General features: G+C 45.7%; 13 protein-coding genes and 1 pseudogene. 7 read left to right on the plus strand and 7 right to left on the minus strand.

Annotation, left to right across the window (positions count from 1 at the left end):
• Positions 1–176: 176 nt before the first annotated feature.
• The gene (obgE, locus tag QUB04_RS27290; RefSeq protein WP_333289279.1) at positions 177–1217 is read left to right on the plus strand and encodes a GTPase ObgE; all 1041 of its coding nucleotides are present in this window, start codon (positions 177–179) and stop codon (positions 1215–1217) included.
• A gap of 495 nt (positions 1218–1712) precedes the next feature.
• Here obgE and QUB04_RS27295 read toward each other — a convergent pair whose 3' ends face one another.
• The 4 genes and pseudogenes from QUB04_RS27295 to QUB04_RS27315 form a co-directional block, all read right to left on the minus strand.
• On the minus strand, positions 1713–2378 hold the full coding sequence (locus QUB04_RS27295) for a DUF1295 domain-containing protein (protein ID WP_333289281.1): 666 nt from the start codon (positions 2376–2378) through the stop codon (positions 1713–1715).
• 427 nt (positions 2379–2805) lie between these two features.
• On the minus strand, positions 2806–3201 hold the full coding sequence (locus QUB04_RS27300) for a hypothetical protein (RefSeq protein ID WP_333289283.1): 396 nt from the start codon (positions 3199–3201) through the stop codon (positions 2806–2808).
• A gap of 65 nt (positions 3202–3266) precedes the next feature.
• On the minus strand, positions 3267–4853 hold the full coding sequence (locus QUB04_RS27305; protein ID WP_333289284.1) for a serine hydrolase: 1587 nt from the start codon (positions 4851–4853) through the stop codon (positions 3267–3269).
• Positions 4854–5694: 841 nt separating this feature from the next.
• Positions 5695–6174, minus strand: a pseudogene (locus QUB04_RS27315) (RNA methyltransferase); the annotation flags it as partial.
• 174 nt (positions 6175–6348) lie between these two features.
• On the opposite strand from QUB04_RS27315, the gene QUB04_RS32645 reads away from it, so the two are divergent.
• On the plus strand, positions 6349–6654 hold the full coding sequence (locus QUB04_RS32645) for a hypothetical protein (protein WP_445301097.1): 306 nt from the start codon (positions 6349–6351) through the stop codon (positions 6652–6654).
• Between the two features lie 51 nt (positions 6655–6705).
• On the plus strand, positions 6706–7641 hold the full coding sequence (locus QUB04_RS27325; RefSeq protein ID WP_333289285.1) for an isoaspartyl peptidase/L-asparaginase: 936 nt from the start codon (positions 6706–6708) through the stop codon (positions 7639–7641).
• 288 nt (positions 7642–7929) lie between these two features.
• Here QUB04_RS27325 and QUB04_RS27330 read toward each other — a convergent pair whose 3' ends face one another.
• Positions 7930–9234, minus strand: coding sequence for a WD40 repeat domain-containing protein (locus tag QUB04_RS27330; protein WP_333289287.1), 1305 nt, complete (start codon positions 9232–9234; stop codon positions 7930–7932).
• A 133-nt stretch (positions 9235–9367) separates the two neighbouring features.
• Here QUB04_RS27330 and QUB04_RS27335 point away from each other — a divergent pair, with 133 nt between their 5' ends.
• The 4 genes from QUB04_RS27335 (at position 9368) to QUB04_RS27350 (ending at position 12274) form a co-directional block, all read left to right on the plus strand.
• Positions 9368–9835 carry a hypothetical protein gene (locus QUB04_RS27335; protein WP_333289289.1) on the plus strand — a complete coding sequence of 156 codons (468 nt, stop codon included), beginning with the start codon at positions 9368–9370 and terminating at the stop codon, positions 9833–9835.
• Positions 9836–9988 carry a tetratricopeptide repeat protein gene (locus QUB04_RS27340; RefSeq protein WP_333289290.1) on the plus strand — a complete coding sequence of 51 codons (153 nt, stop codon included), beginning with the start codon at positions 9836–9838 and terminating at the stop codon, positions 9986–9988.
• 76 nt (positions 9989–10064) lie between these two features.
• On the plus strand, positions 10065–10553 hold the full coding sequence (locus tag QUB04_RS27345) for a hypothetical protein (RefSeq protein ID WP_333289292.1): 489 nt from the start codon (positions 10065–10067) through the stop codon (positions 10551–10553).
• A 968-nt stretch (positions 10554–11521) separates the two neighbouring features.
• Positions 11522–12274, plus strand: a complete 753-nt coding sequence (locus QUB04_RS27350; protein ID WP_333289294.1) for a hypothetical protein — start codon at positions 11522–11524, stop codon at positions 12272–12274.
• A 313-nt stretch (positions 12275–12587) separates the two neighbouring features.
• Here QUB04_RS27350 and glmU read toward each other — a convergent pair whose 3' ends face one another.
• A complete protein-coding gene (gene glmU, locus QUB04_RS27355) occupies positions 12588–13976 on the minus strand; it encodes a bifunctional UDP-N-acetylglucosamine diphosphorylase/glucosamine-1-phosphate N-acetyltransferase GlmU (protein WP_333289296.1) in 1389 nt (462 codons plus the stop codon).
• Positions 13977–13988: 12 nt separating this feature from the next.
• Positions 13989–14162 carry a hypothetical protein gene (locus QUB04_RS27360; protein WP_333289298.1) on the minus strand — a complete coding sequence of 58 codons (174 nt, stop codon included), beginning with the start codon at positions 14160–14162 and terminating at the stop codon, positions 13989–13991.
• Positions 14163–14484 lie beyond the last annotated feature (322 nt).

Below are 14484 nucleotides of genomic sequence, written 5' to 3' on the forward strand. Positions count from 1 at the left end.
TCCGCTCAAAGTAAAAGTGAAGGGGGAGGGACTTGAAGCCTCCCATGCCTATAAATGACTATACTTTTACCAGCTATCATAATAACTACTGGCTAATGACTAATAACTACTGACTAATGACAACTGACAACTGACAACTGACAACTGACAACTGACAACTGACAACTGACTAAATTATGCAATTTATCGATCGAGCAGATATTCAAGTCGCAGCCGGCAAAGGCGGCGACGGTATGGTAGCTTTTCGCAGAGAAAAGTATGTACCGGCGGGCGGGCCCAGTGGGGGTACCGGCGGGCGGGGCGGTTCTGTGTTTATGGTAGCGGTGGAAAGCCTGCAAACGCTGCTGGATTTTCAGTACAACCGGATTTTTAAAGCCGATGACGGGAAGCGGGGCGCGCCGAAGAATATGACTGGGGCTTCCGGGGACGATCGCACGATCGAAGTTCCCTGCGGTACAGTGGTTTACGACGCGGAAACTCAGGCAATCTTAGCAGATTTAGTGACGCCCGGACAGACTTTTTGCGTAGCCAAAGGCGGCAAAGGCGGTTTGGGGAATAAGTGTTTTCTGACCAATTCTAACCGTGCTCCAGATTATGCGATGCCGGGAAAAGAAGGAGAACACAAATTTTTGCGTTTGGAATTGAAGCTATTAGCTGAAGTGGGAATTCTGGGGATGCCGAATGCTGGCAAATCCACCTTAATTTCTGCTTTGTCTGCGGCTCGCCCCAAGATAGCAGATTATCCGTTTACAACTTTAGTCCCGAATTTGGGCGTAGTCAGAAAACCGACCGGCGACGGTACTGTTTTTGCTGATATTCCGGGATTAATTGAGGGAGCTCACGAAGGCGCGGGTTTGGGTTACGAGTTTTTGCGGCACATCGAACGAACTCGGTTGTTGCTGCATCTGATCGATATTACGGATGAAGATCCGATCGCCAATTACGTCACAATTCAGGAAGAATTAAAGGCTTACAGGCGTGGTTTAGCCGATAAACCGCAGATTTTGGCTTTTAATAAGGTAGATGCGATCGACCTCGAAAGCGAAGAAATCGGTAATTTAATCAGCCGAATTAAAGAAATTAGCGGGGCTCCTGTTTTGTTGATTTCCGCCGTTAGTAGAGTTGGATTGGATGAATTAATGCAGCAAGTTTGGCAGAAACTCGACGAGATGAACGAAAAAGAGGCGGCGGAACAGTTAGCAGTCGCGAGTGTTTAATCGCTTTCCGGTTCCTGGAATTTCCGTGAATGGGTAGGTGTTTTTTTGAGGGGGTCAATCGATTTTAGATTTTAGATTTTAGATTTTAGATTGACCCCACGGATAAATGCGGGGGCTTGAGGATTTTCGATTTTCAATTTTGGATTGATTCCACGGATAAATCACGTGGCGGGTACCACCTTTGAAATTCTTGGTCAAATCTTTCGGCTGTATGGCTGGTGCGGCAAGGGTTTGAGCCTCTGTGTCTTGAAAAACGATCGTTTAAAAGTATCTACCGACTGCTTTAAATCGCCTACAAGCGTGACGGTGAAAGTTCCCAAAGGGGTATGGGGCAATCGCTAAGGCTGTGTGGCAAAGGCGGGAAATTTATTATTAGAAGCTTTATCTTATTTTGCGGATATGAGTTGAGCTGCATTCAGGGCATTTCCTAAAAATTCGCCTTATTATCCCTCATCAACTCATATTGTAATTCCGCAACGCCATAAATTACTATTTTTAACCAACTTTCTCCTCTAAACTGTCTTTTTTTTGTTCGAGAGCTGTCGATACAAATAGTCGAGGTAGTAAAAGTCCAGACCGAGTTTTGTAGTCGGCAAATTCAGGATATCGTCCGAGTGAACGATCTTTTTTTATCATGTTAGGAATAAAAACACCAGCAAAAAAAGCTGCCAGAATTAAAAAAGGTAGCCAGTGCTGAACTAGCATCGCAAACGCTCCGTATATTAGGATTTCTCCTAAGTAATTCGTATTGCGCGATCTGGCAAAAAATCCTTCAGTTATTAGTCCCGAACGGTACTTAAGGGTGTAATACTTCTGTGCATCAGCAGTATAGTGTAGAAAGACACCGATAATATTTAGGGAAATTGCTGCTGCCACTAAGGGCAGAGGTGGTTGTGAGCCGCTGCTAATCAAAATAAAAGGTGCTATCCAATAGAGGCTAAGTAACACAAAGCCTAATATTCCCGTTCCGACAGAGATTTCTTGTTCCCACTGTTTATCTGGATAGATCTGGTCTTTGAGCAGCCACAACAAACCATAAGTACCGTGCAGAGCCAGATAAACCCAAGCACCAAAATTAAAATTTTGGTAAATGAACATCAGTGTCAAAACAAATGGAAAGGTGAGTCCTTTGTGCAGATTGATAAAATGCTTCAGTTTCATAGCTTTTGTTAAGCTCTATCTAGTAAACTCTATCTCTCTTTATATTACATTTTTTTAGATGTAACTACTTATCACGAGCAAACTTATCAACCTGCTTCTATTTTGCCTGACGGGGTAACAAGCAACTTGAAAGCGTGACCGGAGTGCCCTCATTCGTTTATTTGACAGCTCCGGCTCTCGGCTTAACAAAAAAAATTGCTCGCGATCTCAGTACCGAAAGAATGTTGCGCGGATCGCCCGCGACGAAAGCTTAATCAAGGATTTCTCTAATCGGGCGATCGCTATTTCACAAGTTCATATCGTTTCCGGTTGCATGGGAATGATAAAGTCAAGGCCAATAATTCCACATTCCCCCACTCCCCACTCCCCACTCCCCATCATTGAAAAACCCGGTTTCTGATTACCGATGAGTAAGTCCGAAGTATTGTTAAATTCCGCTTGACTCGCGGATTCGCCCGTTGTAATCGACTCTCACCCTCCCATCTTGAGAAACTGTAACAACCGTTTCTACAGTATAGACAGACGAACCAGGCTTGTTACCCTTAAAAGTAAAAGTCCAAGTTCCATCGCCATTGTCAACAAACGGCGATTCCTTAGAAGTACCGTGCATAGAAGCTTCAGCTCGATAGTTGCCTAAACCCCCATTAGCAATTTCTGCTGCTTGACGGGCTAAGTTTTTTGCCCGATTGAGTTCGATATTATTGTTAATCACTGTCACGCCGTCGGTTTCATATTCAGGAGCAGGATTGCTCAAGGCGGGGGAGACTCCAACAGCTAAAGTTGAAAGCGCTACCAGACAAGCAAGTCGAATGTTTAGTTTCATAATACAAACTGATTTATAGTTTGATAAAGTCTACAACACTTGCCAGAAAAAACCCGGTTAAATTTTCAATTTTTAATTTTCACTTGTGAATCGGCTGGCGTTTCCCCACCGTACAAATAGCGGTAACTCATCCGAGAAATCTCCCGAATCAATGTTTGAGCTGGCTTTTCCGTTTCCGGCGGATGCTTCACCATCACCGCCACTAAATAACGCTTACCGTTCGGCAAATCCACCATCCCCGCATCCGCAAGCAGTGTATCAATGTTGCCGGTTTTGTGAGCAATAACTGAACCTTCGCCTAAACCTTTCGGCAGCAAAGAATCATTTCTAGTTTGGCGCATGATTTGCAAAATGCGATCGCGCGATTTCACCGATACCAAATTACCCCGATCGATCTGGGCTATGATATTAATCAAATCCTTCGGACTGGTAGTATTAGTTCCCTCCAAATCTGGCAAATTATTACGCAGAACCGTGGTACTCAAACCCCAATTTGCAAAATGCTGATTCAAAACCTCAGCACCTCCCAACAACTCAATCATCATATTTGTCGCCGTATTGTCACTGACAACAATCATCTTTTGGGCAACTTCCAAAGCCGAATACTTCTTGCCCGGAGAGTCGTCTTGCATATCCCCAGAACCGCCGACAATGTGTTCCGACTTCAGGGTCAGCATCTGATCTAACTGCACTTTGCCCTCATCTACTGCTTGGAAAAAAGCTACTAAAATTGGCACTTTAATTGTGCTAGCTGAAGCAAAAGCAGTATCGCCATTAAAATTTAGGTAGCTTCCAGTATCTAAATCGACTAGAAATATTCCGGCTGTCAAACTAGAATTTTCTGTTGCTAAAACCTGAACTTGCGTTTTCAAAGCCGCTAATTCTTGATTCAGTTGCAGCACTTCTGGGGCTGCTGGTGCCGCAGATGCGCTATCGGCTGGGTTGTTCTGCCCTGTGCTGGTTTGTTCTTCTGTCGCTACAGTGGATGCTCGACTCACAGCATTTACCACCGACAGCAGCGTCCCGCAAATCACCGCTATCCCAACTCCCAAAATCAGCAAGCGAGTAGCATACACCAACGGCGGCACGCTCGCAGATGCTGGTCGTTTACCAGGCTTCTGGCTCGCTTGTGGGCGCGGTTTAGGCACGGGGGCTTTTTTGGCATCTGGGGGGATTACCGTGTCTGGAATGCGAACTGGGGGCGAACTGGGACGACTTCCACGGGTGGTAGGGGGAGTGGCTGTTGGGGGCTGGCTGTTGGGATTGCTGGCGATCGAACTCACATTTTCCCGATCCAGATTCTGGTTCGGAAACTCGAACATATCGACAGCAGCCAGGCCTTTTTTGCCTGGTTGGCGAGTCTTCGACGGGGGAATCTTGCTGACTCTGGGTTTTCTGGGGTTAATTGCCGATCGAGGATCGGATAAAAAGTCTTGTGTAGTAAATTCTTCCGAAGATGTGGGAGAATTGGCTCCAATTCTGCTGCCGCGGCTTTGTTGCGGTGGCACAGTCGCAGGTTCGGGCGATCGAATTTCTGGGTTGCCGTTTTGCGGTTGCGAAGGGCGGCGGCGGCCGGAGTTGCCTGACTGACTTGCTTTGCCGGACTTAGGCTGCTTTGAGCCGGAGTTGGGAGAGGATATCGAGGATATCACCGATAATATCGATCCTTTGGGAAACCGCTCTGCCACGTCTTACTCCTTCATCACTAATGTAAAGTTCAAGTTTAAGATTTTTCAGCTTGTCAGCCAATCAATTTTAGATTTTAGATTTTAGATTTTAGATTTACCCCAGACGCTGCATGGTATCAGCAACCGGGTTTATTGCTCGCAAATTATCGCAAAGCTTAGGTTTTTAGTCAAGAAACGCTGTTATGAAGGTGACAAGTGGGTGCAGAAAAGTTCTCTTTGAAAAAAATACTCAATCTCACATCCCCAATTATCAGCATTTCTGCTAGCTATCCGTTGGATTTTCCGGTAACGCCCTATCCAGAGTATCAGAATTTGTCTCTCGTGGGTAACTTTTGATTGCCCATTCTGTTTGGCGGAGGACGCCCCGCAGCATGGCGACTTCATCCACTGTCGGATAAGCCCTGTTGTACAAACGCCGAAATTTTTCCATCCGGCTTGCTGCTGTGTGCGGCTGCAAATATCCTATTTTGAGTAACAGCGTTTCTAGTTGGTGGTAATATCCCTCTAAATTTTCCAAGGGTGCACTGGCGAGGGGAATTGAGGGATTTTCTGTCTGGCTGGTGGCAAGTTTTTCTTGGTAACAAGTTGATAAATTATCTGTGGCATCGGGTATTGAAGAGGCAGAGCCTCTGGATATGCGTTCCCAGGCTGAGCCTGGGAACGAGGCATCTTCTTCCTGCTTCTCTCTTCCTTCTTCCTTCTTCCCTCTTCCGACTTCCCTCGGACTGACATCCGTTACATCCGTTACATCCGTTACAGAATCCGTTGCCGAACTTCCTTCTTCCTTCTTCCTTCTTCCTTCTTCCCGGTATAGTTCGTAACAGCAGATAGCGACGGCTTGGGCGAGATTTAGGGAAGTGTAGGCATCGCTACTGGGAATGCGGATCAGGCGTTGAGCGCGGTTTAATTCGGCATTGGTTAAGCCGCAGTCTTCTCGGCCGAAAATGAGGGCGCTGGGGGCTTCTAGGAGCCAAGGCAAGGCATCTGCGGGTTCTTCTAGTTGTGTTGGCAACGATCGACAATCATCCCCTGTAGTTGCGATCGCTCTGACACACCCAACCAAAGCAGCGGGCAAACTCTCGACTACTTTGGCCGTTTCCAATATGTCGGCGGCGCGAACAGCCATCAGTCGGGCTTCTTCCCCTAAATAATCGCATTGGGGATTTACCAAAACTAATTGGTGCAAACCCATATTTTTCATGACGCGGGCCACAGAACCGACATTCAATGGGCCTGCTGGTTCGACTAAGACTATTCTGATGTTGGCGTCGGCCGTTGCGAGCATTTTTATTTGGGGAGGTGTTTGGCAGAAAGTAGGTTTTTCCTTAGCAACAGGCAAGATGCCTGTTCCACAATCAAATTTAACTATGAGTGGAACAGGCCTCAGCAACAGGCAAGATGCAGGTTGTTTCCTTAGCAACAGGCAAGATGCCTGTTCCACAATCAAATTTAACTATGAGTGGAACAGGCATCTTGCCTGTTCATAATCGCAAGATGCCTGTTCCACAATCAAATTGAATCTTGTGGAACAGGCATCTTGCCTGTTCATAAAAATGGTACAAGATGGGAATTAGTTAATCTATTGTCAAAATTAGCATGGCTAAGCAGCGATCGAAATCTGATTTACCGACAAAAATGTGCCCAGTGTGCGATCGACCTTTTACTTGGCGCAAAAAATGGGCCGACTGCTGGGATGAGGTCAAATACTGCTCCGAACGTTGTCGTCGCCGCCGTTTGGCGGCTCAAGATTAAGAATTTAGGGTAATTTGCTCGATCAAAGCTAAGATTGCAAAGGAAAAATTTTAGGTTAAAAAGTATGGCATCGCAACAGGTGCAACCAAAGCTAGTTATTCACGGCGGTGCCGGCAGTTCTCTACACAGTAAAGGCGGAATTGAGGCGGTGCGGAAATCGCTTTACGATGTTTTGGAGGAAGTTTATCCGCTGCTGAAAGACGGTGCAAGTGCCGTAGATGCAGTGGTGCGGGGCTGCCAATTGTTGGAAGATGACCCGCGATTCAATGCCGGTACTGGTTCTGTGGTGCAGTCGGACGGTCAAATTCGGATGAGTGCTTCGCTGATGGACGGTTTGATGCAGCGTTTCAGCGGGGCGATTAATGTTTCTCGCGTTCAACATCCGATCGAACTTGCTCAATTTTTGCAGCATTCGGACGATCGAGTTCTCTCTGATTTTGGTTCGGCGGAATTACTGCGAGAACTTCAATTGCCGATTTACGATCCGATGACGGATTTGCGTTTGCACGAGTGGATGCAGGAACGCCAAGGCAATTTTAGCAAAGCAATGGCTGACGTGGTTGCCGAACCGGCCGGTATGGGTACGATCGGAGTCGTAGCTTTGGATGTGCATGGACGCTTGGCTGCTGGGACTTCGACTGGTGGCAAGGGTTTTGAGCGCATCGGGCGGGTTAGTGACTCGGCGATGCCGGCGGGAAATTACGCGGCAGGGAGTGCGGCGGTAAGCTGTACGGGAATTGGCGAGCACATTATGGACGAGTGTTTGGCCGCGCGAATTGTGATTCGGGTAACGGATGGTTTGAGTTTGAAAGCTGCTTTTGAGCGTTCTTTTGCTGAAGCTGACGAACGTCAACGGGATTTTGGCGCAATTGGAATTGATGCTAGCGGGGCGATCGCTTTCGGCAAAACTAGCGAGGTGATTTTGGGTGCTTTTCACAATGGTATGCAAATGGGCGATACTTTGGAAATGAGCAAGGGAACGCTGATTTTTATTGCTTAAAAGGGATCTCGAAATTGTCAGTATGTGGTTCAGATACCCGACTTTTTGAACAAGTCGGGTATCTCGATCGGCGTTAGTTTGATATCAAATCCGACAGTCATCAGTCATTAGTCATTAGTCATCAGTCATTAGTCATTAGTCATTAGTCATTAGTCATTAGTCATTAGTCATTAGTCATTAGTCATTAGTCATCAGTCATCAGTCATTAGTCATTAGTCATCAGTCAACAGTCATCAGTCAACAGTCAACAGTCAACAAGCACGGACGGTGCAACCGGAATCGATATTTTTAAATCCGCAGTTGCCAAAGTTTAACAGTACCATTCTCCCCACCGCTGACTAGAGTTTCGCCCAAAAGCCCGATCGCCACCGCAGACACAGGGCTAGAATGTCCATCTAAAGTGTGCAGCAATTCGCCGCGAAGATTCCAAAGTCTAACAGTACCGTCAAAACACCCCACTGCAAAGTATTTCCCGTCGGGGCTAATTGCGGCGGCGGAAGTGATGCGAATTCCTGTTTGTAAGGAATGCAATAATTCGCCTGTTTGCAAATTCCAGAGTTTGATAGTTTGGCCGCCGTGACTGACAATAATTTGGCTATCGGAAGAAATCGCTACATAATTTTCGCTGCCAAATGTTCGCCTCACTTCGCCTCCCGGCAATTCCCACAAAGTGACTGTGGCGCGACAGAAACCGCTGGCTGCATTGAGGCCGCTGGCTACTAGCATTTTGCCGTTGGAACTCAGGGCGATCGCACTTATGTCATCCCCTTGATAGCCTTCCAAAACTTGCAGCAGTTGGCCGCTGTTGAGGTGCTGAAGCTTGATTGTGCCGCGGGTGGTGCCGATCGCCAAAATTTGCCAGTCGGGGCTGACGGCGACGGATTCGTGGCGGTGCACCTCTGCCAAACGCTTCAGCAGTTGGCCGTTTTGCAGGTTCCAGAGTTTGACTGTGCCCGCGCGCGATCGTGTCAGCAGCGTTTTGCTGGCGGGACTGAAAGCCACTAGCAACACGGCTGTTGAATGTCCGAAAATCGTCTGCCGCAGTTCCCCGCTGTGCAAACTCCAAATTTTCACGGTACTATCCTCAGAACCCGTTGCGAGGAATAGTCCGTCGGGACTGATAGCGGCAGACAAAATCCTGTCTGAATGGTGGAGAGTAGCTTTTAATATGGCGCCGGTTGAGGTTTTTGGCTGCGTTTTATACCCGGCTATTTCCAGCCAGTCGATCGCATCTCTCCAATTTTTGAGAGCATTTCGGGGCCGATTTGTCAATAATTCTATATATCTGTACAAAGTTTTTGACAAATCAACTTCTACACCTTTGATTTGTTTGTTGAGAAAAACCGCAATTTCGGCTGGGCTGTAGCCGCACAGCAAGCCGCAGAGATGCCGCTTTTCTACGGGTGTCAGCCCTCTTCTGGTGTGGGGGGCGAATTCTTGTTTGGCATTTGCCAAGTCGGTGTAAAGCTTTTGGATGTCCCAGCCGTTGCTGGCGCGTGCAAATGGTTCTTCGGGTCGATCGAGGGTAGAGGGTATCATTTGCGGCAGTCGCGATCGAGTTCCTAGTCTAATTCCTAACCAAAATCCTAACATTGGCTGTGCGCGATCGGACTGTTGTCACCGCTAATCTATTTTTAACACAGCAAACAGGGGAATGAGTTGCAGGTAGAAAATCCTCTCCTTTACAGTTGGCAAAATAACTATACATCAATCGGAGAAATAGAAAATGCCTGGAATTGCGATCGCCTTATTTTTTATCCTAGGTTTAGTTTTAAGTCTTGTTGGCTATTTTTGGGGATTAGTTCAAGCTTTTGGAGAGGAAACTATTTGGGGAGTGCTTTACTTGCTTGTCCCATTGGCCTCATTGGTTTTTTATATCAAAAATTGGAGCAATGAAAAAATCAGAAAAACCTTTTTAATTCAATGTGCTGGATTGCTAATGTTTGTATTGGGAGGCATTACTACTTCAGTATTTTATGGCAAAAATTTTGTAAAAGTCTCTGACTCTGGATCTAATGTAGAGCAGGGGTATAACGAGCAATCGCCCTCTTCTTTTCCTTCTGGTTTCAACACTTCTCCATCACCCTATCAAGAGTTATCTCCAGCTTTCGAGTCATCTCCTGCTGTCGTAGCACCTGTTTCTGAGCCTAATTCTCCTCGTCTTGCTGCTCAAAATTCTGACTTCAAAAAATGAATGAAACTCGGCTATATCTACTACGGGCAGGGAGACTATCAAACCGCTTTAATCAATTTTAACAGAGCTTTACAGCTACGTCCGGGCGATGCTTATGCTGTCAAGGCTGTTGACAACACCAAAAGTGCGATCGTCCAAAGCAGTGTTAAATAATAATCCGTGCCTGATAAATTGCATACAGCGGATAGATAAGTAATTCACCTTGTTGGTGAAAATCCAAAATTAACTGATGAAAATTCTCACGCGAACACCTACTAAACTAACAATTAAAACAGCGAACGCCTGGGATGGTTTGCTATTAATTTCTCCCTTCATTGTCATTGGACTCTTGCAGATAATTTTAGCATCAAATTGGATAGGTGGAGGTATATTTCTGTTGTTTTCGCTGTCTTTGTTGGACGGCGCGATAGATGAAACATACATTTTTGATAAAACTTTTAGCAAAATGACCATTAAACGACGCGGTGTGTGGCTTCATGATGTTACCGAATGCTCAACTCGCGAGATTTCTGCGGTGGAATTAGAGGAAATAGGAGATAGCGAGGGAAATCGTAGCTATTATGTTGATTTGTGGATGTTCGGGGGCGATATCATCTGTTTAAGAAGCTATTCACTAACAGAACAATACAAAATGGCTGACTTGATTCGCAGCTATATCTCGATTAACGATAATCGCACGCCTAGCAATGTATTTGCCCTACAAATCGGTGAACCCTAGCTATCGCGTAGGCAATCGCCCAAATCCATAACTAAGCTGTTGGGCATTTAAATGGGAGCATCTCATATTTGTAAAAACACTTATTATGGCTCCTTCCTTCTTCCTCCTTCCTTCTTCCTTCTTCTTCTTTCCTCCTGACTCCTGACTCCTGACTCCTGGCTCCAATTTCTAGCGGAGGGCTGCATAAGTGAGATGCTCCCATTTAAATTTTGTGTTGAGGGCGGGCTTTCGGGCCCACGCCACAAGAGTGAAAGTTTATTTGACCATGCAATTTAAATGCGGATTAGCTTAACGATAATTAAGTAGGGGCAAATAAACCTGATAATGTAACAAAATGTAAACCTTTTTTCACCTTGGTGATTACGGGAGCATCTCATATTTGCAAAAACACTTCTTTCTTCTTCCTTCTGACTCTTTTCTCCTGGCTCCTGACTCCTGACTCCTAATTCCAATTTCGAGCTTGGCTGCTTTCATTGAGATGCTCCCGGTGATTACTTTCCTACGGATCGCGAAGCTAACGTCTCATTCCCATAACATAATTAATATATTTTTAAGATTCATCTATTTTAAATCACGGAAAGCTATCTTAAACCCGCCCGCAGGTAAACTCGCGACCTTGATAATTAAGTAGGCACAAATAAACCTGATAATGTAACAAAATGTAAACCTGGTCTCACATTTGCGACTACTTTCCTGCGGCTCGCGAAAGCTAACGTTTCACTGGCAATAACATAATATATTTTTAAGATTCATCTACTTTAAATCACGGAAAGCTATCTTAAACCCAGCCGCCGGTAAACTCGCGACATTTGTTGTCGTCGGTCAGACATTTTAGTGCTAACCTATTACCAACATAAAAGGGGTCATGGCACAGGACGACTTCAAATAATATATAAGTTAACAATTTGGCTGATCGGGGTCAGGAAGTCGATGTGTAGCCTCAATTTTGGAATAAAAGGGTGAGATAAATGAAAATAATCAAGCAAACAGCCAGTGAATTAATAATTCAGACTCAAAGCATATTTGATTTTTGGCTCCCTAGTTGTTTATTCATGGCAGTTGGACTGATATCGCTGACTTTTGACTATCATGCAGCAACCCTGAACTGCCAGCGATTGAAGGCAAAACAAGGAAATTGCCAGATTGTGCGATCGAATTTACTGGGGTCGAACATCAAAGAAATTGAGCTGGCTTCTTTGCGGGGAGCTAAAGTTGAAAGATGCGGCTATAAAACCAGAGTTGTACTTTTGACTTCTGTTGGCAATGTTCCTTTCACTGCTAACTCCACTAATTGGGGAACCCAAGACGCTGTGGCTTCTGACATCAATTTTTTTGTTAAAAATGCAAAAAATGGATTGCTGCGCTTAAGCCAAGAGGATCACTGGTTGGGATGGACAGGAGGCATATTTTTGCTCGCAGGAATCGCAGCGATCGTCTTGAGAAATAATGAAATCTACAGCTTCGATGAAACTTTAAACACCTTGACTGTTAAACAGCGGGGTTTGTTGGCACGTAAAGTCATGGAATACTCTCTGTGCGAGATTTATGGCGTGGAAGTCGATCGCACAAAAGATCGGGATCATGACATTTGGTACGAAGTCAGGCTGTTAGCTTGTGGAGGCTCTCGCATCTCCTTACCCCGCACCATGAACCCATACCAGCAAGCAAAAATCGCCAAAGCGATTAACAACTATCTGCACCAGCAAAATCACCAAAAATAGCCGATCGCGATCCACCCGATTTCTCAAGGTTGCGGACTTACGCAGAAACCGGGTTTTTCACCAAAATCTCTTCTAGGGATCGCGAATTAAATAATTTACACTCTTGAAAGTGGGGAGTAGGGGTTGGGCCTAAGAGCCCGCCCTTTCTGGACGGGCGGGACGCCCATCCCACAAGAACCATCACGCATTGTAAGTTATTTAATTCTCATTCCTAGAGTGCGATCGCTTCCGTTATAAAAACCCGGTTTCTTTGGTATCCAGTGCGAAACTCGCGATTGGGTGGAAACTCATCATCTAAAAAGTGAACAATCGTTCACTTTGTAGGTTCTTTCAACTTCCAACCTGGTTTGACAACTTGCCGCGAACGGGCAATTACTAAACAATCATTCGGCACATCTTCTGTCACCACAGAACCCGCCGCTACAGTAACATCTTCCCCCAAAGTTATCGGTGCAACCAGCACGCTGTTAGAACCCGTTTTACTCCGATCGCCTATTTGAGTTTTGTGCTTGTTTTTTCCGTCATAATTCGCCGTAATTGTCCCAGCACCGATGTTGACTTTTTCTCCCAAAGTCGCGTCGCCTAAATAAGACAAGTGAGCGACATTAGTTCGATCGCCGAGTTGAGTATTTTTCAATTCTACAAAATTGCCGACGCGACAGTTCGCCCCAATTTCTGCGTGTCCCCGCAAGTGTGCGTAAGGGCCAATTCGCGAATTTTCAGCAACCCTACTGTCAGCAACCACCGAATAAAGCACAGTCACATTTTCCCCAATCTGACTGTTTTCGATCAAACTGCCGGGGCCGATGCGACTACCAGAGGCGATCGAAGTGTTTCCCCGCAAGTGAGTTTGTGGTTCAATTACCACATCCGGCTGCAACTCTACGGTATCGTCAATGGTGATGCTGTTGGGATCGAGCAGCGTCACTCCCGCCGTCATCCACTTGTCCTTTACCCGCGTTTGCAAAATATCGCAAGCTGTAGCTAAATGTTTGCGATCGTTAATTCCCAATATTTCTTGATAATCTTCCACATCCACCGCCATCACCGGACTGAGGAAATTTACCGTATCAGTTAGGTAATATTCTTTTTGGTCATTGTCTGCCTTCAATTCTGGCAAAATTTTCTCTAAATCCGGCCAGTGAAAGCAGTAAACACCTGCATTAATTCGGTGATTTTGCTTTTGAGCTTGTGTGCAGTCGCGGTCTTCGACAATTTGCTGGACTAAGTTTTGACTGTCGGTAAATACTCGACCGTACCCTTGAGGACTCGGCAAATTAGCTGTCAATAAAGTAGCAGAGTTTTGGTGCTGTTTGTGAATAGCCATCAATTGTTTGATAGTTTCGGCCCTCAGCAAAGGTACATCCCCATTTAAGACCAGCAAGTCTCCTTGAAATCCCTCTAAGTGAGGCAGCAATTGTTGGATGGCATGACCTGTTCCCAATTGTTCGGTTTGTTCGACAAATTCTAGGGGAGGAGATTGAGGATTTTTCCCTGATATTTCTTGGCCTCGAATCAGGGATTCTTTAACGAGTTCGCCTCGATAACCGACGATGACAAGTCGCCTGGTAATTTGAATTTCTTGACAACTTTGGAGGACTCGCTCAACTAGCGATCGACCGCCCAATTCGTGTAGAACTTTAGGCAAGTCAGATTTCATGCGCGTGCCGCGTCCAGCAGCTAAAATTGCTATTGCTACCATTGTGCGATCGAGTTATTTGCTATAAAAACTTGAATATTGACTCACTGATGATATCACTCGCTGTCCGCCGATGGCACTGCGATCGCACAATTTTTTAATCTCAAATCTCACATCCGCGCGATCGAGGATTTTTCCAGCCGGATGCTGGTTGTAGGGGCGATGCTTGCAATATCTGGACTGGCGCACCCGGTATCAAAAACCTGGTTGCAGCAACAGTATTTGGCGGCTGAGCAAGACGACTTGCATTCCTCACTACAAACCTGAGTTCGTTTGGGGGTAAGGAATGCGAGTCTTTTCCCAAAGGCTAGGAGGGGGAGCGAGAGTGATAATTTGCGTATTTGGGCTGGGATTTGCCACGATACATTATACTATTTGTTGAATTTCAGTTAGGGTGTTTTCAACTTTAAAAAAATTATTTCTGACTTTTTCATTAATTCTGCCTTCTATAGCAACCGCGCCCGAAGGTTAAGACGTTCTTAATTGCTGAAACATGAGCTATCATATTGCT

The sequence above is a fragment of the Microcoleus sp. D2_18a_B4 genome, assembly GCF_036702475.1.
Classification (GTDB): Bacteria; Cyanobacteriota; Cyanobacteriia; order Cyanobacteriales; family Microcoleaceae; genus Microcoleus.